Raw genomic sequence first — 21,143 nt, 5'->3', positions numbered from 1 at the left:
CTGGTGCATCACAGTGGTGGTGGTTCGACCGGTGACACCGGAAGCGCGCGCTTGTGACGCGTCGCCGTATAAAAGCGATGAATCGTGGCAAACACTTCGTCGCCGACCGGCTTGCCTTCGAGGAAGTCGTCGATGTCTTCATAACTGATGCCGTAGCTGTCCTCGTCCGGCTTTTGCGGCGTCAGCGATTCGAGGTCCGCCGTCGGCACCTTCCAGGCGAGGCGAGTTGTCGCGCCCAACGCCTGCGCCAACGCTCGCACGCGCCGCTTCGTGAGACCGGCGAGAGGCAGGATGTCCGCACCGCCGTCGCCGTATTTGGTGAAGAAGCCCATGAGCGATTCGGCCGCATGGTCGGTGCCGATCACGACGCCCACCCGTGCCCCGGCGATCGCATATTGCGCGATCATTCGTTGCCGGGCCTTGATGTTGCCGAGCACGAAGTCTTCCTGAAAGTCGTCGACGTACTGGACATTGCCGCGCTTGAGCGAGAACAGCATCGCATCCGATGGATCCTTGATGTTGACCGTGAACGTCTCGTCAGGACGGACGAACTCGAGCGCAAGCGCGGCATCTTCCTCGTCGCGCTGGCTGCCGTAGGGAAGTCGGACAGCCACAAACTTCGCCTCGTAGCCGCGTGCGCGAAGGCGCTCGACCGCGAGTTGCGCGAGACGGCCCGCGGTGGACGAATCCACGCCGCCACTGATGCCGAGCACATAAGTGCGAAGCCCCTGCGAGATGAGGTAGTCGGAAAGGAAGGCGACGCGTCGTTCCCGCTCCATGTCGACGTCGAAATCGCGAGCAACGCCGAGCTCGTGAATGACGGCCTGTTGCCAGGCGTCCCTTTCGGTAGAAGATGGCAAAGTCATCGCGAAGTCCTCTGAGAGAGTGTTCCCGTCGCGGATTCACTCCGCCCGATATCCGCGACGTAGAGATTACAGATCGGCCGGCGGGTCAACCCGCGTGAACGGGTCTTTTTCGACCACCTCGCGCGTCGCCTGCCAGTACGGTTCGCGGCCGTAGAACTGGTGAACGGCAGCACCCCACTGCTGATCAGCCATCGCGGGCCAATGGTCCTTGTCAAACCCAGGGGCGCTTTTTACGCGTTCCGCGGTCGCATCGAGGCGGAAGCATTTTTCGTCGGTGTCAAGCGTGAGCGCGCTCCACGGAATGGCGTGGAGCGTTCCGCCCATGCCAAGAAACCCGCCTGCTGTGAGCACGGCGTAAGCGATCCGGCCGCCCCGCACGTCGAGCATGATGTCGGAGATCTTGCCGAGATCTTCGCCATCGGAAGAGCGTACTTTGTTGCCGTCTAGCGTGGCTGCCGCCATCACGTCGGGTCCGGGGCCGTCGCCGACTCCACTCCCGGTGATTCGTGCGCCGGCTGCCCCCGGCTGCGTGGACGAGCCGGGGGCGTTCGGGTCGAGGGGATCAAGCGGATCATTTGAGCCGAGCGGGTTCATGATGTCACTCCTCAGAGCGCTTTGGAAAACCTTCATTGCGCAACCGCCGTACCTGATTCGGCATCTCGCCGCTCTTTTAAAGGCCTGGTTTTTGCGGCAAGGATCGGGAGACGAACGAGATCGATCAGCGAAGTACGGTCTTATTTTGTGAGCTCGTTCCGGGTATCGCACTTGCTCGTCCACGATTTCCCGTGCTGCGTCATGGGCCTTCATTTGCAGGAGTTTGCCATGCCGACCGACGACACTTCGACAGCGCGCCGCAGGTTGATGCAGGGAGCCGCAGCGGGACTGATGACGAGCGTGGCCGCTCACGCACTGGGACAAGCAAGCGCAACGCAGGCGCCCGGCACTGCCGGTGCGGCGCCTCTGGCTGATCCGCGAGGGTTGTATCCTCGTCCGCCGTTTCCGGCGCAGGAACAGCCGTGGCCAGGCCTCGCGGGACGGATGACACCGCGCCCGGACCATGGCGAAACCAGCTATCGCGGGACCGGCTGCCTGACAGGCCGGCACGCGCTGATCACCGGCGGAGATTCCGGCATCGGCCGGGCAGCGGCTATTGCATTTGCGCGCGAGGGCGCCGACGTTGCAATCGTCTATTTGCCCGCGGAGGAGCCGGACGCAAGGGAGGTCGTGCAGATCATTCGCGCGGCGGGCCGCAAAGCGGTGGCCTTGCCGGGCGATATTCGCAACGAGCCATTTTGCGAGGCTCTGGTTACGAACGCGGTCCAGCAAATGGGCGGCCTCGATATTCTGGTCAATAACGCGGGGCGCCAACACAGTCACGACTCGATCCTCGACATCAGTACGGAAGATTTCGATTGGACGTTGCGCACCAATCTATACGCGATGTTCTGGATCACGAAGGCGGCTATCCCGCACATGCCGCCCGGCGCCGCGATTATCAACACGGCCTCGGTCAACGCATACGATCCATCGGCAAACCTGCTTGACTACGCCTTGACCAAGGCGGGCATCGCCAACTTCACGAAGGGCCTCGCCAAACAGATGGTCAAGCGAGGCATCCGCGTCAACGCGGTCGCGCCCGGGCCGTTCTGGACTGCACTCCAGGTGAGTGGCGGGCAGACCATGGAGAACTTGACACACTTCGGCGAGCAGGTGCCGATGGGACGCCCGGGACAGCCGGCGGAAATTGCGCCGCTGTACGTGCAGCTAGCGTCGACGCAGGCAAGTTACGTGACCGGCCAAGTGTTCGGCGCGTCGGGCGGTGCAGGGCAGCCGTAAGCGCTTTGGGCACTCACGCCTCGTGCCGGTGCGGTCGGCGCCGTCTGTGCATACGGCAATCCGGTTTCGGCGGCATGAGCATTGCTCGCTCGCACAGAGCCACTCCAACCAGACCAGGGGGATGCCATGAAACTGTACTACTCGCCAGGTGCATGTAGCCTCGCCGACCATATCGCGCTGCACGAAGCCGACTTCGAGTTCGAGCGCGTCCGCGTGGACCTGAAGACAAAGCTCACCGAGTCCGGACAGAAATTCGATGAGGTCAATAGCAAAAGCTACGTCCCCGTGCTCGAATTCGACGATGGCGGAATCTTGACGGAAAATGTCGCCATTCTCTCGTGGATCGCGCAACGCAAACCGTCGCTGGCACCGGACGGCGAATTGGGCAGCACACGCTTGCTCGAAATGCTCGCCTTCATTTCGACCGAAATTCACAAGCAATTTGGTCGCATATTCAAACCCACCTGCGACGCCGAAGCGACTGCTGCACGAGAGAAACTCGCTCAGCGCTTCAAATTGATCTCGGCGATGATGAAAGGCGATTACCTGTTCGGCACCGACGCGAGCGTCGCCGACGCGTATCTGTTCACGATGCTGCTATGGGCAGGCAAGGTAGACATCGACGTGCCGGAGCGGCTGACGCAGTTCGCGCAGCGCATGCGCACCCGGCCCGCCGTGCAACTGGCGTTGAAGCACGAAAAGCTCGAATGATCGACCTGCAGAGCGACTCTAGCCGTCCCCCTCGTACTCATCTTCAAGCCCGCCTTTTCATCGCGTCACGCGTAGACGGCGTTATGCGGCACAAGTTACCGGTTATGGCTGACTTGGCACACCTTGGCGGTGAAAAAGTTGCGGCTTCAATTTCTATTAAGGACCGTGCAACGGGCGCTTGTTCATTGACGTCCCTCCTTCGCCAAGGCGACCTGTATGATGTCAACCTGTCCGATTGACACAAACTAAGGAGTGGACTTTGAGCGAACAAAACGAGTTGGCGACCATCCTCGAGAAAGACGAGGGAGCCGTTCTGAAAGCATGGGTGGCTGGACAATTGTCCGGCGGAATCCGCCAAGGTGTCATCTCGGAAGCCGACGTCCGTGAATCTTCCCGCGCGTTTCTGGCGCTCTTTGCACGCGCGGTCAAAACGAATTACGACGAGCAGCTCAATGGCGAAGCTTGGGAGCCGATTCGTGCGCATCTGGCGGCATTGTCGAGAGAGCGGGTTATACAGGGTTTCTCTCCGGTGGAAACCGCGACCTTCGTCTTTTCGCTGAAAAAGCCGCTATTCGAGGCGCTGCGCAATTCGCTCAGCAAAAATCCTGAAGCACTCGGCGACGCGTTCTGGAAACTCACGCAAACGCTCGATGGACTCGGTCTCATTACGGTCGAAGCGTATCAGGCGAGCCGCCAGCAAATCATCGAACGACAGCAGCAGGAACTGCTCGATCTCACCACGCCGGTGGTCCGCTTGTGGGACTCGGTGGTGGCGTTGCCTTTGATCGGTACCCTCGACAGCGAACGCACCCAGGTAGTAATGGAAAGCCTGCTCGACTCCATCGTCGAAAACGAGGCTGCGATTGCCATCATCGACATCACCGGCGTGCCGACCGTTGACACCCTCGTGGCGCAACATCTGCTCAAAACGGTCGCAGCCGCGCGGCTGATGGGTGCCGAGTGCATCATCAGCGGAATTCGCCCCCAGATCGCGCAGACCATCGTGCATCTCGGCGTCGATCTCGGTGACGTCGTGACGAAGGCCACGCTTGCCGAAGCACTGAAGATCGCCTTGCGACGCGTCGGCATGACGGTGACGAAGATCGCCACAGCGAAGCAGGACAACTGAGATGGAGCAGATCCCGGTTCTGAAGCTCGGTGAATTTCTGCTCGTGTCGATCCAGGTCGAGCTGCACGATGAGTTAGTGCTGAGCTTGCAGGACGATCTGACGTCGCGAATCGAACGTACCCGTGCAAAGGGTGTGCTGATCGACATTTCCGCACTCGAGATCGTCGACTCGTTCATTGGCCGAACACTTGGCCATATCGCGGCGATGGCGCGGGTGATGGACGCTACCACCGTGCTCGTCGGCATGCGGCCCGCCGTGGCGATCACGCTGGTCGAGCTGGGTATGTCGTTGCACGGTATCCGTACGGCGCTCGACGTCGACAAGGGGATGGCTCTACTGCGAAAATCGCTCGAAGACGCGGGAGAATCCTCATCATTACCCTAAGCGAATCCGTTCTGGAAATTCGCTCGGCCGATCAGGTCAATCTTGCCCGCAAGACGGTTCAGGATTGGGCCACGCGGCTGGCGTTCGGCACGCTGGATCGAACCAAGTTCGTGACGGCGGCCAGCGAACTCGCGCGTAACACGCTCGTGCACGGGCGAGGCGGCACGCTTACGATCTCGGAGATCGAGCGTGATGGACGCATCGGTATCAAACTCGTTTTCGAAGACACCGGGCCGGGTATCCCGGACATCGAAAAAGCACTGCAGGATGGCTTTAGTACTGCAAAAAGCATGGGGCTCGGTCTGGGAGGCGCGCGCCGGCTGGTCAACGAGTTCGACATTTCGTCGACTGTGGATGTAGGGACGAAAGTGAGCATTGTGCAATGGAAACGACGCTAAGCCTCGCCGATAAAAGCGGCGTCGCGGACGCGCGCAGGCGTGCCGTACAAATGGCGCAGACCCTGGGTCTCGCCGAAAAGTCGCAGGCGGATGCGGCGCTGATCGTCACGGAAGCCGCCACCAACATTCTCAAATATGCAGGGCATGGCGAGATCGTGCTAAAAAGCACCGACGAAGCCGGAGCCAGCAGTCTCGACGTGATTGCGTTGGATCGCGGCCCTGGCATCGCCAATCTCGGCGCGGCGTGCGCCGATGGTTTTTCGACAGGCGGCAGTCTCGGCGCGGGACTCGGCACCATCGCGCGTCATTCGGCTTTATTCGACATCTATTCGGTGGCCGGTAACGGAACGGCGCTGCTCGCGCGCGTCGGTGAAAAAGCGCCGGCCGCGCGCCCGCCGTTTCTGGTGGGCGCCAAATCGACGCCCAAGCGTGGCCAGGATGTCAGCGGCGACGCGTGGGCGGTGCGCGAGGCGGCGGACGGTCTTTGGCTCACCTTGCTCGACGGCCTTGGACACGGAGCGCTCGCGGCGGATGCGTCGCGTCGCGCGGTCGATATTTTCATGGCGGCCGATCCGGCCGCTTTGCCCGAAGAGGTGCTGCGTACCGTGCACGCGGGCATCAAGGCGACACGCGGCGCGGTGATGGCGATTGCGAAAATCGAGCCGGCCAAAGCCATGCTGTCGTTTGCAGGCGTCGGCAATATCGTTAGCACCGTGCATGCCGGCGAGACGACACAACATCTGCTGTCGACCGATGGCACCGTGGGTTACAACATGCGCACGGTTCGGCCGACGCAAGCAAGTTGGGCAACGGGCAGCGTGTTCATTGCCACGACAGATGGCCTTTCCACACGCTGGAATCTAAACCGCCATCCGGGGTTGACCAGTCGGCATCCGAGCCTGATAGCCAGCGTGCTGCATCGTGATTTCGCGCGTGACGCGGATGACGCGACGATCGTCGTGATAAAGGCGCTTTGAAATGCGACATAGAATCCTCGCGACGCCCGTGAGTTCGAACTTGAGTCTCGTCGCGGTACGGGATCGCTCGCGTCAGATAGGTGAATTGTTTGGACTCGACAATTTGCAGCGCACGCGCTTCATCACCGCGGTGTCCGAGATCGCGCGCAACGCCGTTCAGTTTGCCGGCGGCGGCATGCTCACGTTCTTCGTCGGCGACGCCACCGACGCGGGCGACACGCAATGCGTCGTCGCACAGATCAGCGACAAAGGGCCGGGCATCGCGCATCTCGACGTCGTGCTGCTCGAGTCAAGCCATCGCCACGGCGCCACAGGCGTGGGCATTCCCGGCAGCCAACGCATGGCGGACGGATTCTTCGTGCAGTCGGCGCCGGGGCAGGGCACGACCGTCACGATCGAAATGTTCCTGCCGCGCGGTACGCCGCGCCTGTCGCTGCGCGCGCTCGGCGAACTCGTCGACCAACTCACGCAGCGCAAACCTCAAAGCCCCGTCGAAGAACTCGAAAAGCAGAACCGGGAAATGCTGCTCGCTCTAGAAGAACTTCGCCGCAAGCGCGCGGAGCTCGAAGAAGCTGACATTCGCAAGAACGAATTCCTGGCGATGCTGGCGCACGAACTGCGCAATCCGCTCGCCGCTATTTCACTGTCGCTCGAACTGGCGGCGCACGCCGACGAGAGTCGTTCCAGGGAAACGTTCGCGGTGATTGGAAGGCAAACCGCGCAACTGTCGCGGATGGTCGAAGATTTGCTCGACGTCTCACGGCTTACGCGCGGGAAAGTCGAATTGCAGACCGAAGTCGTGCGCATTGATACGCTGATCGACGGCGGGGTCGAAATGGCAGCGGCCGAAATCCGCCGACGCGGCCACTCGGTCCGAATCGCCTACCCGCCGGAGCCGTTGTCGGTTCGCGTCGATGTCGCGCGATTGAAGCAGGTGTTCAACAACATCGTCCACAACGCCGCGCGGTATACGTCGCAACCCGACACGATCGATATCACTGTGACGAACGCCGGCAGCGAGGTGGTGGTCGCGATTGCCGATCGCGGCATCGGCATCGATCCGATCATGCTGCCCAGGGTATTCGACCTGTTCGCGCAGGCGACCGGCGGCATCGGTAGGCAGGACGCGGGCCTCGGCATCGGATTGACGGTGGTCCAACGGCTCGTGAAGGATCACGGTGGCTCCGTGCAGGCGTACAGCGATGGCGTCGGCAAGGGCGCGCGGATCGTCGTGACATTGCCGGTCGCGCATGAAGAGATCGCTTTCGACGACCTCGATGTCGTGGACGAGATGCCGGACGCGACGGAAGCGATAGAACTGACAGAAGCGAGCGTGCCGCAGAAGATCCTGGTGGTCGACGACAACCGCGATTCCGCCGACGCGCTCGCCGCGCTGCTCGACATGCATGGACACGAATGCAGGGTGGCTTACGACGGCTCTTCGGCGCTCAAACTGGCCGAGACATTTGCCGCGACGATTGGCATTGTGGATCTCGGCTTGCCCGATATGCCCGGTTTTGATGTCGCGAGGGCGTTGCTTGCACGGGCCGAGTCGGCGCCGTGCACGCTGATTGCGTTAAGCGGCTATTCGACCGCGACCTTTCGCACCGACGCGGCCGAGGCCGGGTTCAGTCACTTCTTTGCAAAGCCCGTCGCTATCGAGGAGTTGTTGGGATATCTGGAAAAGCGGTAGGCCAGGCTTTGCCGGTCCGGATGATAGGCACGTCGCCCGCGCTAGTACGTCACCGTACATGTTGTTAGTCAGCGGACTTTTGCGATGCGCGGTTCCTTCAGAAATTCCGCGTGGCCATGTGCGCTTTCCCTTTGCGACGGAAACCGTTTGGAAAAGACGACGACGCCACGTCTGACCGGATTTTTGCGGTGTTCATATAACGGTTTCTGTGAGGTGCGCAGGAAGCAATTTCGCCCACGTGCTGCGTGGGGTGCGATAAGCAGAAGCGGGACATTGATACAACTTGGTTCAAGCGAAACCCATGAGGCGATAGTCGGCCAACGACGGGCGCTCGGCCGAGCGCCGAGGCCGTCATTCCAAGTTCCGCTGTACACCGGCATGCCACCACCACTGCGGCGCCGTGCGCGTACGGCTGCCCGAAGCTACCCACCGGCCGCTTTTCGACGAAGCGTTCCGCACACAATGGCGGTAAGTCTGGCCGCTGCGCACGTGTTTCTGTCGCCGCGAGGCGACATTCCGTCTTGCCCGGCTTCTTCTAACTTCGTCGACGCGTTGAACAGTAACTGCTCGTTCTCCACTTCATCGATGCGGCACGCGGTTTGCGCGCTTTGTCGGGCCGCTGCGTTACGTAGCGGCTGGTAGAAATTCCGGTAGACGCCATGGGATTAACGGACCGAACAGCTATTTGCAATGCGTGTCGTCGCATTCCACTTTTGCGCGTCCAACCTTCATTTGAATGTCTGCGTTTCCTGGGGAGACTGTTGATGGACGTGCCTGAATCCGCCAAACCTCCGTCGCCATCCGCCGAAGGCGTCGATCAGCCTGACTCGTCGGCAGAAGTTCGCATCTCGGCTGTCGAAGAGCGCCTGGAGGTCGGCGTCGACACGATCGAGACCGGCTCGGTTCGCGTCCGCAAGGTTATTCACGAGGAGACGCATCCGCTCTCCGTTACCCTGCGCCGGGAGCACGTTGAAGTCCGGCGCGTGCCGATCAATGAACCCGTCGACGAGCGCACCGCGCCCAGGCAGGAGGGCGACACGCTCATCATTCCGGTGTTTGAGTACGTGCCGGTGGTCAAGATGCAACTCACGTTGAAGGAAGAGGTGCACATAACGAGAAGCGAATCGCGGCAGGAGGTGGTCCGGGAGGTTACTTCGAAGTCAGAACAATTAGTGGTTGAGCGCCGCGAAGGTACGGACGGGCTGTGGAAACCCGCAACGGACAAAGAGTAGCTTGTCTCGGGAACGGCCGTTGCGCAAGACACGGCACGCGTTCCACTTGGACTTGCGTAGAACTCATTCATCCCTTTGGAGATCTGCAATGACTCACACTATCATTGGCGTATTCGATTCATTCCAGCAAGCACAGGGCGCAAAAAGCCGCCTTGAAGCAGAAGGTGTGGCGCCGACGGACATGGCGGTCCACGCTCGCGATGACGCGTCCAGTGCGTACGCGCCGGCGGATGCACCTGTCGCCGGGCAAGAGCATGAAGGCGCGCTCGGCCGCATTGAACACTTTTTCAAGCGGCTATTTGGCGACGACAACCGCCATGAGGAAGCTGGCCATTATCAGGAAGCAGTCCGTCGCGGCGGTGCATTGCTGTCAGTGGAGGTGAATGACGAGTCGGCTGTCGAAAGGGTGCGAGAGGCGTTGTATGGCGCTGGCGCTGTCGACATCGAGTCGCGCGTCGCACAATGGCGCAACGCGGGCTATACCGGCTACGACCGTAATGCGCCGGCTTATACCGAAGAGGAAGCGGTTGCCGAACGCAAGGCGTTCCCAGTCGTGGAGGAGTCGCTCGAAGTCGGCAAGCGCGAAGTGTCGACAGGAGGCGTACGTGTCTATTCGCGTGTCACCGAGACGCCAGTTAGTGAAGCAGTCAACCTGCGGGAGGAGCACGCAACAATTGAAAGGCGAGCGGTCGACCGCCCTGCGACTGCGGCCGATTTGACCGAAGGCTCCGTCGAAGTTCGTGAAACTGCGGAGCAGGCCGTCGTCGCGAAGTCAGCCAGGGTCGTCGAGGAAGTCGTGGTGGGCAAGGAGTCGAGCAGTCGCACCGAAACTGTCCACGACACAGTCCGCGGTACCGAAGTTGAGGTTGAGCGCGTTGAAGGAGCGGCCAGTGAGACCCGCACGGATGAAGCGGGCAAGAAGCCGATTTGACGATTGCACGAGTTTAATCCGGGTTGAGCGTGGAGCAGGCGCGGGTAACGGGACGCGCCCGCTCCGCCTCGATCGCGCTCAGCTGTTAACTGGTGGCTGATCCGTTCCGGTGTGAAGGAAAAGATGTGAACCGCGTCGCTCCGGCTGTCTTCGGCGAGATAGGAGGCATGCGGCATGCGGCCTTTCTCGTGCTGGCAACCAGGACTCACGGAGGAAATATGGCACACCAACAGCATCAATCTTGCATACAGGCCTGTGACGCCTGCGCGGCCGCTTGCGACCATTGCGCAACTGCATGCCTTTTGGAGCCGGACGTCGCCGAAATGGTGGAATGTATTCGGCACGACATGGACTGTGCGGACAGCTGCCGCTTTGCGTCTGCTGTCATGGCTCGTGGCAGCAGCCGCGCCAAAGAAGTTTGTTCGTTGTGCGCGTCGGTCTGCGATGCCTGTGCCGCTGAATGCGAGAAGCACCAACACGAACACTGCAAGCAGTGCGCGGAAGCCTGCCGAAACTGCGCGAAGGAATGCCGGGCTATGGGACAGTAAAAGGGAAGGGTTGCGCAGTGCACCGGCCAGTGAAGCAATTCGCGCCAGTGCGCAGACACTGTGCCGCCGATGATGACCATCAGGCCGAGTTCGATAAAGCGTTCCATCTCGACGGAGAAGCCCCTCATCGTTTCAGCGATATACGCGCGGCCCAGTTCGGAATCTTTGGCCGCCCGTTCGCGCCCGCTACGCGAGAATGCTTGCGTTCCGAAAGATTTCGCAGCCGCGGACGGAGATCGAACCCGAGCAGCTTCGACACGGCCGTCCCTACGTTCGTCAGAGCGCAGACGCTGTCTCCTACAAGCGGTGCTAGCAGAATTACTGGACACCATAGCGCTCCAATGGACACCGCCAGCGAAATTAACGATCTCCAACAGCTGGCAGATCACGCCATCGGCGAACGCCGCATTTCGCGACTTCATCAGGACGGCAGCGCTCCCGAGGACCGCCTTGTTCGCGTCACGCAATGCCGAGCGCGGCAACACGCGGGATAGATTGCGAAAAGGCGGCACGAGCGGCGTCTAGCGAGTGGTGCCGGAATAGCCAGGAATCCGTGCGCGGGCCGGCAGCTGCGCAGCTCCTGCAAAAGCTCACCGCACACGGAGAGAACGGCCGGCTTTTTCCCCGTGTCGAGTGTCCCGCGTCACCACTGGTGCTGTCCGTCGGCGCTGATGGATGGATACGCGGGCCCGGACCTCGCCGAAATGCTCTGCAAGAGCTTTGAGCCCAGTGGGCAGAAAGTTAAGTGCAATCGTGTGATTTCCACTCTCAAGTTTCCTGAGTGATTTCCGTTAACTCACTGCAGGCGCGTCATGAAGAGGAATGATTTGGCGCAAAAACGTCGGCGAAAACGATAAGGAATAACAGAGAATGGAAGCCACTTTAGACACCCTTCGCGAAAAATACCTGTCCGAAGGCGCAATGCTGATCAAGGGCGAATTGGAAGATCAAGCCGGCAATGCCGTCGAACTGGGACAGAAAGTTGCGCTGCGCAATGTCGATCTGTTTTCGTCGTCGCTGCTCGCAAACCGCGATATTCACCAGACCATCAAGACCGCCATTCGCGAGCGCTCAGAGAACATCCGAAGAATCATTGCCGCCACTGCCTACTTCATCGAGGAACAGAAGATCAAGTCGGTCGACGAAGTGATGCAGCGTGCCGGTGAAGCACTCCAGGCCTACGACCGGCAGCGTCTGGCCAACCTGGCCGACGCCCAGAAGAACCTCAATCTGTCGTATGCGACGCTATCGGCTATCGTTGAAATCTTTAAGCGCGCCAATACGGCCGTCATAGGCGAAATCACGGAGCTCGGGCAGGCGGATAACGACGCTAAACGCATCGAGAAGACGAAGCTCTACCTGAAGAATGCCATCATCATGTATGAGCTGTCCTCGTTCGTGATCGACTATCTTTCGTCTTTCGGCCTCGCAGGCATCGAAGACCTCAAACATATCCGCGAAGAAGTGCTCGCCGACGTCAAGAAAGGCCAGGCGGCAGACGAAAAGCTCGAACGCGATCTGAATGGCGTCAGTGCGGGCATACGAGACGTGACCTTAACCGAAATCGCACAGCGCAAGATTTTTCGTCAGAAAGTCGTCCAGAAATGGAACGAGACCATGAAGCGCATTGATGGTCAGATGGGCAGCACAAGCAACGCCAAGACCTTCATCAAGGACCTGACAGCGATCCGCGACAATATGCGCGGGCGTATCGACATCCTGAACATTGCTGCGACCACTAATCTGGTGCAAAGCTCGATCAGTTCGATGGACGCGCTGGCCACAGGTCTGCATGGCTGGGAATTGCCGCCACTCGACGAAACCGCTGCGCGCGAACTGCTCGGAATGGGAGAGTAAGCGGTGAATGACGATCTCAGGAGAAAATACCTTCAGACCGGCAGCGCGGTACTGAAAGATGGCGCGTCGTCAACTGCGGCCGCCGCTGCTGCGGCACTTCCGGTTCGTGAAGCGCCACCGCGCAAGGAAGAGCTACGAGCTTCCGCCCCACGCGCGGCAGGCAGTGCAGAGGGCTCTCACGGCGCACCAGGTGGCAAAAGCGAAAACGGTGGCGAAAAAGCTGGCCCTATCGGTAAAGGCAAAAGCGCATATCGTTGGCTCTGGCGCCTCGTGAAGCTTGGGGCGGTGCTGCTCGCGCTGTTCGTGGCACTCGTGGTCTACTTCGCTATCAAGGGTCCAGGCCAGTCCGCGCAGCCGACCGATTCTTCGAAATCTACAGCGGTGGTATCGCAAGACGCCCCACCGCCGCGTCCCGACCCGCACCCTGTCGCATCGGAAGATCAAACACACGTTGCGGATGGACCACCGGCCGCACCCGCTTCGGAACCGACTTCGACAACAAAAGAGACTAGCGCACCCGCCGCGACGGCGACGCAGGCTGCAACTGACACAGCGGTTCCGCAAACCCGCACTTCGCTGGCGCCAGCCGTCAGCGCGCCGCCGCCCGCGATACCAGCCCCTCGCGCGCCTTCGGCAACCGCGTGGCTTGGCGACTTTCTGATTCAACACGCAAGCGATACCGACTGCGGAGCGTTGAAGGATCTCTACTGTAAGGCCGATCTCGTTCGCCAGGCCGCGCGTCAGGCATACGACGACAGTGTCCGGTGCGATCAGCAACAATCGTCCGCACAGCAATGCAGTGGCACTGGGCGCGACTTCATCGAGCGACGTTATCGCGAGCTTGAGATTCAGACGCTGGTCCGGCAGAAAAGCAGTTTGCAGAGTTTCCTTGTGTCAGCAAGCAAGTCAGGTATCAACAATGGCAACGTGATGCTGCTCGCCCGACCCTGCGAGCGCGAAGCGGTAAACAACGGCATGCGTGATGCGGAATACTTCGACTACTCGAAACATACGTGCCTGCCCAGAGCGCTCGAAAGTTACCTCCGTCCGAAAAAGGAGGCCTTGCAGCGCGTCAACACGCGCCTGCAGGAACTGGAGGCAGTGGGCGTGCCGATTACGGATGGTCCCGCCGTACGTCGTTGCGGTTGGATCGAAAACGATATGCCGTCTAGCCTGACCTTGCGAGATCGGGAGGGCACCTGGCAGATTATCGGCACTTCAGAATCAGGTGCGACCGCGAGCCCGGACGGATTCGATCAGATGCCACCGACGAGCAGGGGCGATTCCTGTGGCTGCCTGACCGTCGAAACCAACAAACAGGCGATGCAGATCGTGAAAATCCTTGGCGGCTCGCTCAAGCCGGTCGCGGCATGCCAGAGCGATAGGACCCTGCAATAGCCACACGCTTCATTCCCACTGTCGCGACGGTTCGAGCCGATACTCGAGATCGGCGTTGTTCTTGCAGCATCCAGTGCGGACTCGGCCGCCGCAGCTTTTCCGCAAGCGGCGGATGATCGGCTTCGATCTTCGCCGCCCACGCCGCAGCAGCGTCATCTGTCACGGATGGTTGTACATCGCGTTCCAATCCGACTTCGACACCGCCGGTCGTCCGGCATCCGACGACCCGCCGACAGCGCCGCCGAAACCGGTTGCAGCATGCTGTGCCGCTACCTTGGCCTCGGCAGCCTGAATCTCCGCCGGGTAGGTCGGATCCTCGCCCCGCGCCGGGTTATAGCCGGCCTTTTCGAGTTCGATAAGTTCAGCGCGCACCTGGGCGCGGGTGAGAGCCTGATTCGCCTGAGCGAACACGGCAACCGGCGCTGCAACAGCGGCGGCAAAGACGACGGCTTGAATAAGCGACTTCATGATAACTACCTCCCAGACCCTGCTTTGTTCTGCTACGAACAGCCCTGTTCGTCGATCAGTGAGAACAGTCTAGGGAGACCGGCGCTTGAGAATAAGCGTCGCACCTGGAGAGGAGTGTTCCCGAATGTGGAGAAACGGCGCGCATGGCCGGGCGACGAATGTGCAACGCGGTTGGGCTCGGCGCAAAGCGTCAATGCTTTTGAGCGGCACACAGGTCGCCGACAGTGCATTTCAAAAGAGGCTCTTTGTTCTTAAAGCTGCAACAGACTTCTCTGTCACACCGCATTAATCTCGCCGCCTCGCATTTCTACACTCCGTCGACTCTCCCACTATAACCATCCGATCGGAGTTGACATGAAGAAGCCCCTCATCGTAACGGGCACGTGGATCGCCGCGCTCGTTGCGTCGGAGGCCCAGGCGCAGAGCTCGGTCACGCTGTACGGATTGATCGACGCAGGCGTCATGTACACCAACAATGCCGCAAGCCGAACTGCGCACGGCGCGTTGTGGCAGGCCACTAGCGGCACGGTCAATGGAAGCCGCTTCGGCTTGCGCGGCGCGGAAGACCTTGGCGGCGGAGTAAAAGCCATCTTTGTTCTCGAAAGCGGCTTCAATGTGGAGACCGGCAAATCTGGTCAGAACGGCAGACTGTTTGGCCGGCAGGCATACGTCGGCCTGAACGACGGCCGCTTTGGCACGCTCACTCTTGGGCGCCAATACGATTCGATGACCGATTCTGTTACGCCGTTGTCCGCCGTTTCAGGTAAGTCCGGCTCCGCCGGCTTCTCGCACCCGTTCGACAACGACAATCTGAACCACTCGGTGCGAATCAGCAACGCCGCGAAGTATGCGAGCAACGACTATGGCGGCTTGCTGTTCAATGCCATGTACGCGTTCTCCAACGGCGCTGCGTTCTCCGCGAACCGCGCATGGAGCGGCGGTGCGAGCTACACGTATGGGCCGTTCGGTGCGGGACTCGCCTACCTGCAGATCGACGGTTCCAGGAGTGGCACGGGGAGCGGCGCCGGGGCGATCGATGTCAAGGAATCCTCCCTCAACGGCCAGGGCGGCTTCTCGCTTGGCGCGGAACGACAGCGTACGTTCGGCGGCGGTTTGAACTACCGACTCGGACCGGCTGTGGTCGGCTTCGTTTACACGCATAGCCAGCTCGACGGTTCGGGCTCGTTTGGATCGAGTGGCGGGAATGTTTCATTCCACAACTTCGAGGTGAACGGCAAGTACATGCTGACATCAGGCGTTAGTGTCGCCCTCGCGTACACCTACACGAAAGGTCACGTGGACAACGCTCGCACTTACGGTGCCGATCCGAAGTGGAACCAACTGGATCTCCAGACCGTGTACTCATTTTCGAAGCGAACCGACGTCTACGCCGAAGCGATGTATCAACACGTCACGGGCAAAAACTACGTTGCGTTCATAAAGACCGCGGGGGCTGCGTCGTCCACTGCGAATCAGGTCGTCGGCACACTCGGAATGCGTACGCGTTTCTAATGCAATCCGGCATCCTTCCGGGCTCAATCGATCAGCCGTCGCAATCGACGACGAGTCGCGAAAAGAAACGGTGATGGCCGCTTACCCGCAGACGACCTCGACCGGGTTCCGGGTTGTGAAGCAGACATTCGCCCAGCATCGTCCGAAGTTCGGCAATGGGTTGCGGACTTAACCGGTGGATGCAACACAATAGAAGCGGCATGCGCGTCACGCGTGCCGCCACACGGTAAGCGGACACAACGGTACGATAGGAAGGCGGAAAACGCAGAGGTTTCGGCATGCGTCCGCGACTTCAACAGCTATTCTTCACACGCTGCGAGCAGCGCCTTTCCGCCGGCTCTGCGGGTCGGCTCCGTAGGTGGGCTCGTTGGCTTCAACGCGGAAGCAATCAGCCAGTCTCTCGCAACGGGCACGTGGCGGGGGCTGCTGGATATGCCGGCGGGCTCGGCGGTCAAAACGCACAGGCGATCACCGGGTCGTGCGACGGGTGCGGTCTGCGCGACCAATACAGCCGCTGCGGCGTTAGCGGTGGTGAATCTTTACGGCAGTGTTGAGCAGTCGTTTGCTAAAACCTGACCTCCGCGCAGATGAGCAAATCCATCCGCTTTGGTCCCACGTATGACTTTGGGCCTAACGGGATATGACACATGCTCGCCGAAATCTCGCATTCGGTGCTGCGCTGGCAGCTTGCTCAGTAGATGGTGAACGCCTCGCGGAAAACGGGTCACACTCAACATAGCTTCGATGATGTCGTGAGAGCCGTTTGAGCGGGATAACTTCGGGAGTTCAGCGATGAAACGCTCCGTTTGCGCGCGCCTTTTCAAGTCTGCCCGGATCATTCTTGTGGTCGTGCCTCTTGCGGCAGCGGCTCAATCACAAACAATAGTCACGGTGGCCGGTACCGGAGTGCAAGGGTATGCCGGTGACGGAGGGTTGGCGACGTCAGCGCTCCTCGCTCCCGATGGACTTTCTCTCGACCACGACGGAAACCTTTTTATCGCCGAGCCCGTGAACCACGTGGTCCGGCGCATCGATCACGCGACAGGCATCATCACGACCTACGCGGGTACCGGTCTAACCGCCTATAACGGCGAAGGATTGAAGGCGACAGCGACAAATCTCGGCTATCCGACAGGGGTCGCAGTGGGACCGCATGGCGATGTCTATATCGCCGATTATGGATCGACCAGCCGGATCTGGCGCGTCGATCGTCAGACGCTAACGATGCACACGGTAGTCGGCGGGAGTGAACGCGGATTTTCCGGGGATGGCGGGCCGGCAAGTGGTGCATTGATCAACGCGACGGACATCGCCTTCGATCGCCACGGGAACCTAGTCATCAGCGATTCTGGCAACGACCGCATTCGCCGCGTCGATCGTCGCACCGGCATCATCACGACTGTAGTGGGCGGCGGCATAAATGGAGCGGGTCCGGCCAGCGGGCCAGCGGTGGCAGCCGGCTTCCTGTATTACATCACTACGGCGTTCAACCGGCAGAATGACATGTTCTTTGCCGACTCTGTTCTAAGCACCGTTCGGGAATTGGACACACGGCGTCAGACGTTCACGACCGTGGCGGGTGTCTATCCCGGCACGACGGGCGTTGCTTTTCAGGCGGGCTACAACGGCGACGGCCAGCCTGCGACGCAGGCGCTCCTCAACTATCCCTCGCATATTGCGGCCGATTGCGCAGGTAACCTGACCATTAGCGATAGCGCCAATTACCGCGTTCGGCAGGTGGACAGGGAGACAGGAGTCATCGAGACGATCGCTGGGACAGGTACGGCGGGATACGCCGGTGACGGAGGTCTGGCCGTTCAGGCAATGCTGATGCAGCCAGCAGGGCTTGCGTTCGGGCGTGACGGTGCTCTGTATGTCGCCGATGGCGTTCGGATCCGCAAGATTGATGGACTTCCTGGCCATCACCGCTGGGATTGTCGGGACGACCGACGTTACCACCTCGACGACGATCGAGACGATGGTCGCGACGATTGAGGGTCCGTGCGACGCCTTTGGGAGCTGTTTTGACGGCTGCCTGCCGCACGCTACGACGATGAAATGTCCGTCGTGATTCCGCTGGCGGCCATCGCGGTTTTGCAAGTTGGAGGCCTGCCTGCCGTCGGCTACGGAAAGTCGGCCACGCATTGCAACTGACCGACACGGAGCCGCTCGATTCCGGGAGTCGGCCAGGAAGGGACTTTCACCGCCGGCGCACCCACGGTCGGTCGTTGCCCAACAGCGGCCGTTCAACATGAAATCCCTGGACTCACGGTCGGCATGCGCCCGTCGAAAAGCGCATCATCAGCAGCGATATTGCTGGCTTGAGCGGTAATGCCTCGCTGGTACGGACCCATCGTAGCCCAGGGCATTGACAGCGGGCATGCGCGGCAGCTCAGACGTCGCGCGGTGCGCTGGCGATTCAGTGGCTCAGTCCTGTCGCGTGCATTGCGATGTGCAGCACGCTCGCGACGATACCGAGCGCGGCGACGCTCGCCGCCCAGATTGCGATGAGCCACGCAACGCGCTTGCTCCAGACACGCAATGCGCCGTGTTGTCTTGTCATCAATGATAGTGCTCGCCCGGTCGCACCTTGCCGCGAAACACATAGTACGACCACGTGGTATAGACAAGGATGAATGGAATGATGAACAGTGCGCCGACCAGCGTAAACATCTGACTTTGCAACGGCCCAGCTGCGTCCCAGATCGAGATGCCCGGCGGCACGATGTTCGGCCAGATACTGATCGCCAGACCGCTGTAGCCGAGAAAGATCAACGCCAGTGCATAGAGAAACGGTCCCATGTCAGGTTCGTGTCGCAGCGAACGTCGCAGCGCATACACGCACAGGGCAACGAGTAGCGGCACTGGACAGAACCAGAGCAGATTGGGCAGCGTGAACCACCGCTGAGCGATGTGCGGTTGCGAGAGCGGCGTCCAGATGCTGACGACGACGATCGCGACGAGCAACATCCAGACGAGCCGTCCCGCGAGATGGATCATAGCCTGCTGCAGTTTGCCGTCCGTCTTCATGACAAGCCACGTCGCGCCGAGCAGCGCGTACGCGGCAAGCACGCCGATACCGCAGAACACCGGAAACGGCCGCAGCCAGTCGAGTGGGCCGCCGGCGAACGCGTCGCCGCTGACACGCACGCCGTCGATGTACGCGCCGAGCGATACGCCCTGGAAGAACGACGCGACAAGCGAGCCCCCGATGAACGCGGCATCCCACATGGGGCGCTCCCGGTCGGTCGCCTTGAAACGAAACTCGAAAGCGACCCCGCGGAAAATGAGCCCGAGCAGCATGAATATCAACGGCAGGTACAGCGCGCTGAGCAGGATCGAATACGCTGTAGGGAATGCAGCTAGCAAGCCTGCGCCGCCCAGCACCAGCCATGTTTCGTTGCCGTCCCACACCGGCGCGACGGTGTTCATCATCACGTCGCGTTCGGCGCGCGGCGAGATAAACACAAAGAGCAGCCCGATGCCCAGATCGAAGCCGTCCATGATGACGTACATCATCACGCCCAAAAAAATGATCGCGGCCCAGATCAGCGAGATGTCGATGCCCATTATCGCCGGCTCCTTGAATTTTCACGCAGCGTGGTACCTGCTGACTCGTCGCCGACAGCCGACAGCGGTCGTGCCGGCGTACGCTCCTGCCCCGGGCCGCCTGACGGTAGCCCTTCTTCGAGGTACTGCGACGGTCCCTTTCGCACAAGGCGCAGAATGTAGGCGATGCCAACGCCGAACACGAAGAAATACGACACGACGAATAACGCGGCCGATAGCGCTAGTTGCGGCATGCCGCCTGGCGAGGTCGCTTCGGCGGTGCGTTGCAGGCCGTAGACGACCCACGGCTGCCTGCCAATTTCCGTTGTCAGCCAGCCGGCAAGAAGCGCGACCAGGCCCATCGGACCCATGAGCAGTGTTGCGCGCAGGAACGGGCGAGTACGGTGCAGCCGCTCGCGACGGCGCAGCAGCAGGCTCCACAGACCGAGCATGATCATCAGCGTGCCCAGTCCCACCATGGCGCGGAACGTCCAGAAGATGATCGTCGAATTGGGCCGATCCTCGGGAGCAAAATCCTTGAGGCCTTTGAACTGCCTGGTCCAGCTGTGCGTGAGAATCAGACTGCCCAGGTGAGGAATCTCGACGGCGAAGCGTGTCTGTTCTCGCTGCATGTCAGGCCAGCCGAATAGAATCAACGGCACCGCTTCATTGCCATGATTCTCCCAATGTCCCTCCATCGCGGCAATCTTTGCGGGCTGATGCTCCAGCGTGTTCAGGCCGTGCGCATCGCCGACGACCGCCTGGATTGGCGCCACCACCAGCACCATCCACATCGCCATCGACAGCATTTTGCGGATCGCAGCGTTGTCATTGCCATGCAGCAGATGCCATGCCGCCGACCCGGCCACGAAGAGGGCGGTCGCGAGAAACGCCGCCAGACTCATGTGAACGAGGCGGTACGGAAACGACGGATTGAAGATGACTTCGAGCCAGCGCACCGGCACGATGCGACCGTTGACGATCTCGTATCCCTGTGGCGTCTGCATCCAGCTATTGGACGCGAGTATCCACGTCGCCGAGATCAGCGTACCGATCGCGACCAGCAGAGTTGCCAGGAAGTGGAGCGCGGGGCCAACCTTGTTCCATCCAAACAGCATGACGCCGAGAAAGCCCGCTTCAAGGAAGAACGCGGTGAGCACTTCATAGGTCAGCAAAGGCCCAGTCACGCCCCCGGCAAACTGCGCGAAACGAGACCAGTTAGTGCCGAACTGGTAGGCCATCACGATCCCCGACACGACGCCCATGCCGAAATTGACAGCGAAGATTTTCAGCCAAAAGTGATAGAGATCGCGATAGACGTTCTGGCGGGTGCGCAGCCAGCACGCTTCAAGGACGGCCAGATAGCTGGCCATGCCGATCGTAATGGCAGGGAACAGGATGTGAAAGGATATCGTGAACCCAAACTGAAAACGGGCGAGGTCGAGCACCGTCAGGCCGAACATGCGTTTTGCTCCTTCAACATGACCGAATAGTCAGCGATTTTCGCAAACGGAGTCGTCGTATCTTCGCTAGCACCTGGCCGAGCGCACGGTTGGCCTCGACGGCCAGCGCGACGTCGGGGGCAAATGCCGACTCGTCGACGATAATCCTGCAAACCACAGTAGACATGATAGAAGAACTGCGCGACATGGT

20 protein-coding genes are annotated in these 21,143 nt (G+C 60.6%); 14 read left to right on the top strand and 6 right to left on the bottom strand.

The features are described 5' to 3' along the window. Positions 1–8: 8 nt before the first annotated feature. Together nadE and CIC12_RS21955 are read right to left on the bottom strand one after the other, a co-directional pair. Positions 9–866 carry an ammonia-dependent NAD(+) synthetase gene (gene nadE, locus CIC12_RS21960; RefSeq protein ID WP_168666933.1) on the bottom strand — a complete coding sequence of 286 codons (858 nt, stop codon included), beginning with the start codon at positions 864–866 and terminating at the stop codon, positions 9–11. Positions 867–932: 66 nt separating this feature from the next. Continuing rightward, positions 933–1,460, bottom strand: coding sequence for a PRC-barrel domain-containing protein (locus tag CIC12_RS21955; protein WP_168666931.1), 528 nt, complete (start codon positions 1,458–1,460; stop codon positions 933–935). Positions 1,461–1,688: 228 nt separating this feature from the next. Here CIC12_RS21955 and CIC12_RS21950 point away from each other — a divergent pair, with 228 nt between their 5' ends. The 12 genes from CIC12_RS21950 (at position 1,689) to CIC12_RS33775 (ending at position 13,961) form a co-directional block, all read left to right on the top strand. Next, positions 1,689–2,702 (top strand): SDR family oxidoreductase, encoded by a 1,014-nt coding sequence (locus CIC12_RS21950; RefSeq protein ID WP_168666976.1) that lies wholly within the window; start codon positions 1,689–1,691, stop codon positions 2,700–2,702. 126 nt (positions 2,703–2,828) lie between these two features. Next, positions 2,829–3,413, top strand: a complete 585-nt coding sequence (locus CIC12_RS21945) for a glutathione binding-like protein (RefSeq protein WP_168666929.1) — start codon at positions 2,829–2,831, stop codon at positions 3,411–3,413. Positions 3,414–3,672: 259 nt separating this feature from the next. Then, positions 3,673–4,542, top strand: a complete 870-nt coding sequence (locus CIC12_RS21940) for an STAS domain-containing protein (RefSeq protein WP_168666927.1) — start codon at positions 3,673–3,675, stop codon at positions 4,540–4,542. Between the two features lies 1 nt (position 4,543). After that, positions 4,544–4,927: an STAS domain-containing protein gene (locus tag CIC12_RS21935; protein WP_168666925.1), complete on the top strand. Its 384-nt coding sequence runs from the start codon at positions 4,544–4,546 to the stop codon at positions 4,925–4,927. Then, positions 4,888–5,325: an anti-sigma regulatory factor gene (locus tag CIC12_RS21930; RefSeq protein WP_342030559.1), complete on the top strand. Its 438-nt coding sequence runs from the start codon at positions 4,888–4,890 to the stop codon at positions 5,323–5,325. The genes CIC12_RS21935 and CIC12_RS21930 overlap by 40 nt, the downstream gene beginning before the upstream one ends. Continuing rightward, the gene (locus CIC12_RS21925) at positions 5,310–6,302 is read left to right on the top strand and encodes an ATP-binding SpoIIE family protein phosphatase (protein ID WP_168666923.1); all 993 of its coding nucleotides are present in this window, start codon (positions 5,310–5,312) and stop codon (positions 6,300–6,302) included. The genes CIC12_RS21930 and CIC12_RS21925 overlap by 16 nt, the downstream gene beginning before the upstream one ends. Before the next feature lies 1 nt (position 6,303). After that, on the top strand, positions 6,304–7,995 hold the full coding sequence (locus CIC12_RS21920; protein WP_168666921.1) for an ATP-binding response regulator: 1,692 nt from the start codon (positions 6,304–6,306) through the stop codon (positions 7,993–7,995). A 764-nt stretch (positions 7,996–8,759) separates the two neighbouring features. Next, positions 8,760–9,227 (top strand): YsnF/AvaK domain-containing protein, encoded by a 468-nt coding sequence (locus CIC12_RS21915; RefSeq protein WP_168666919.1) that lies wholly within the window; start codon positions 8,760–8,762, stop codon positions 9,225–9,227. An 88-nt stretch (positions 9,228–9,315) separates the two neighbouring features. Then, entirely contained in the window at positions 9,316–10,158 is an 843-nt protein-coding gene (locus tag CIC12_RS21910; RefSeq protein ID WP_168666917.1) for a YsnF/AvaK domain-containing protein, read from the top strand. A gap of 167 nt (positions 10,159–10,325) precedes the next feature. Then, positions 10,326–10,706 (top strand): four-helix bundle copper-binding protein, encoded by a 381-nt coding sequence (locus CIC12_RS21905; RefSeq protein WP_446728030.1) that lies wholly within the window; start codon positions 10,326–10,328, stop codon positions 10,704–10,706. A gap of 921 nt (positions 10,707–11,627) precedes the next feature. Beyond that, positions 11,628–12,563, top strand: a complete 936-nt coding sequence (locus tag CIC12_RS21900; protein ID WP_168666915.1) for a hypothetical protein — start codon at positions 11,628–11,630, stop codon at positions 12,561–12,563. A gap of 3 nt (positions 12,564–12,566) precedes the next feature. Beyond that, on the top strand, positions 12,567–13,961 hold the full coding sequence (locus CIC12_RS33775) for a DUF4087 domain-containing protein (RefSeq protein WP_168666912.1): 1,395 nt from the start codon (positions 12,567–12,569) through the stop codon (positions 13,959–13,961). Positions 13,962–14,120: 159 nt separating this feature from the next. On the opposite strand, the gene CIC12_RS21890 is transcribed toward CIC12_RS33775, so the two are convergent. Beyond that, a complete protein-coding gene (locus tag CIC12_RS21890; protein ID WP_168666910.1) occupies positions 14,121–14,429 on the bottom strand; it encodes a DUF4148 domain-containing protein in 309 nt (102 codons plus the stop codon). Positions 14,430–14,783: 354 nt separating this feature from the next. On the opposite strand from CIC12_RS21890, the gene CIC12_RS21885 reads away from it, so the two are divergent. Both CIC12_RS21885 and CIC12_RS21880 read left to right on the top strand, forming a co-directional pair. Continuing rightward, positions 14,784–15,941: a porin gene (locus CIC12_RS21885; RefSeq protein WP_168666908.1), complete on the top strand. Its 1,158-nt coding sequence runs from the start codon at positions 14,784–14,786 to the stop codon at positions 15,939–15,941. Positions 15,942–16,733: 792 nt separating this feature from the next. Next, positions 16,734–17,936: an NHL domain-containing protein gene (locus CIC12_RS21880; protein WP_174772138.1), complete on the top strand. Its 1,203-nt coding sequence runs from the start codon at positions 16,734–16,736 to the stop codon at positions 17,934–17,936. Between the two features lie 424 nt (positions 17,937–18,360). Here CIC12_RS21880 and CIC12_RS21875 read toward each other — a convergent pair whose 3' ends face one another. Genes CIC12_RS21875 through CIC12_RS21865 form a run of 3 tightly spaced genes read right to left on the bottom strand, consistent with a single transcriptional unit; the run spans position 18,361 to position 20,953 of the window. Further along, entirely contained in the window at positions 18,361–18,504 is a 144-nt protein-coding gene (locus tag CIC12_RS21875) for a DUF2474 domain-containing protein (protein WP_168666906.1), read from the bottom strand. Next, complete coding sequence (gene cydB, locus CIC12_RS21870; protein WP_168666904.1) at positions 18,504–19,511, bottom strand: cytochrome d ubiquinol oxidase subunit II; 1,008 nt, start codon at positions 19,509–19,511, stop codon at positions 18,504–18,506. Before cydB ends, CIC12_RS21875 begins: the two co-directional genes overlap by 1 nt. After that, positions 19,511–20,953, bottom strand: a complete 1,443-nt coding sequence (locus tag CIC12_RS21865; RefSeq protein WP_168666902.1) for a cytochrome ubiquinol oxidase subunit I — start codon at positions 20,951–20,953, stop codon at positions 19,511–19,513. The genes cydB and CIC12_RS21865 overlap by 1 nt, the downstream gene beginning before the upstream one ends. Positions 20,954–21,143: the final 190 nt, after the last annotated feature.

Source organism: Paraburkholderia sp. SG-MS1, from assembly GCF_012275575.1.
In the GTDB taxonomy this organism is placed as follows: Bacteria; Pseudomonadota; Gammaproteobacteria; order Burkholderiales; family Burkholderiaceae; genus Paraburkholderia.
This window is presented reverse-complemented; position numbering and strand designations above follow the sequence as displayed.

What these genes read in the sequence shown, in the direction of transcription:
- CIC12_RS21875 (WP_168666906.1), bottom strand. Translation starts at nt 18,504, where the DNA reads ATGACAAGACAACACGGCGCATTGCGTGTCTGGAGCAAGCGCGTTGCG.
- CIC12_RS21905 (WP_446728030.1), top strand. Translation starts at nt 10,326, where the DNA reads ATGCGGCATGCGGCCTTTCTCGTGCTGGCAACCAGGACTCACGGAGGA.
- CIC12_RS21900 (WP_168666915.1), top strand. Translation starts at nt 11,628, where the DNA reads ATGCTGATCAAGGGCGAATTGGAAGATCAAGCCGGCAATGCCGTCGAA.
- CIC12_RS21880 (WP_174772138.1), top strand. Translation starts at nt 16,734, where the DNA reads ATGAAACGCTCCGTTTGCGCGCGCCTTTTCAAGTCTGCCCGGATCATT.
- CIC12_RS21885 (WP_168666908.1), top strand. Translation starts at nt 14,784, where the DNA reads ATGAAGAAGCCCCTCATCGTAACGGGCACGTGGATCGCCGCGCTCGTT.
- CIC12_RS21950 (WP_168666976.1), top strand. Translation starts at nt 1,689, where the DNA reads ATGCCGACCGACGACACTTCGACAGCGCGCCGCAGGTTGATGCAGGGA.
- CIC12_RS21945 (WP_168666929.1), top strand. Translation starts at nt 2,829, where the DNA reads ATGAAACTGTACTACTCGCCAGGTGCATGTAGCCTCGCCGACCATATC.
- CIC12_RS21890 (WP_168666910.1), bottom strand. Translation starts at nt 14,429, where the DNA reads ATGAAGTCGCTTATTCAAGCCGTCGTCTTTGCCGCCGCTGTTGCAGCG.
- cydB (WP_168666904.1), bottom strand. Translation starts at nt 19,511, where the DNA reads ATGGGCATCGACATCTCGCTGATCTGGGCCGCGATCATTTTTTTGGGC.
- CIC12_RS21925 (WP_168666923.1), top strand. Translation starts at nt 5,310, where the DNA reads ATGGAAACGACGCTAAGCCTCGCCGATAAAAGCGGCGTCGCGGACGCG.
- CIC12_RS21920 (WP_168666921.1), top strand. Translation starts at nt 6,304, where the DNA reads ATGCGACATAGAATCCTCGCGACGCCCGTGAGTTCGAACTTGAGTCTC.
- CIC12_RS21935 (WP_168666925.1), top strand. Translation starts at nt 4,544, where the DNA reads ATGGAGCAGATCCCGGTTCTGAAGCTCGGTGAATTTCTGCTCGTGTCG.
- CIC12_RS21915 (WP_168666919.1), top strand. Translation starts at nt 8,760, where the DNA reads ATGGACGTGCCTGAATCCGCCAAACCTCCGTCGCCATCCGCCGAAGGC.
- CIC12_RS21955 (WP_168666931.1), bottom strand. Translation starts at nt 1,460, where the DNA reads ATGAACCCGCTCGGCTCAAATGATCCGCTTGATCCCCTCGACCCGAAC.
- nadE (WP_168666933.1), bottom strand. Translation starts at nt 866, where the DNA reads ATGACTTTGCCATCTTCTACCGAAAGGGACGCCTGGCAACAGGCCGTC.
- CIC12_RS21910 (WP_168666917.1), top strand. Translation starts at nt 9,316, where the DNA reads ATGACTCACACTATCATTGGCGTATTCGATTCATTCCAGCAAGCACAG.
- CIC12_RS21865 (WP_168666902.1), bottom strand. Translation starts at nt 20,953, where the DNA reads ATGTTCGGCCTGACGGTGCTCGACCTCGCCCGTTTTCAGTTTGGGTTC.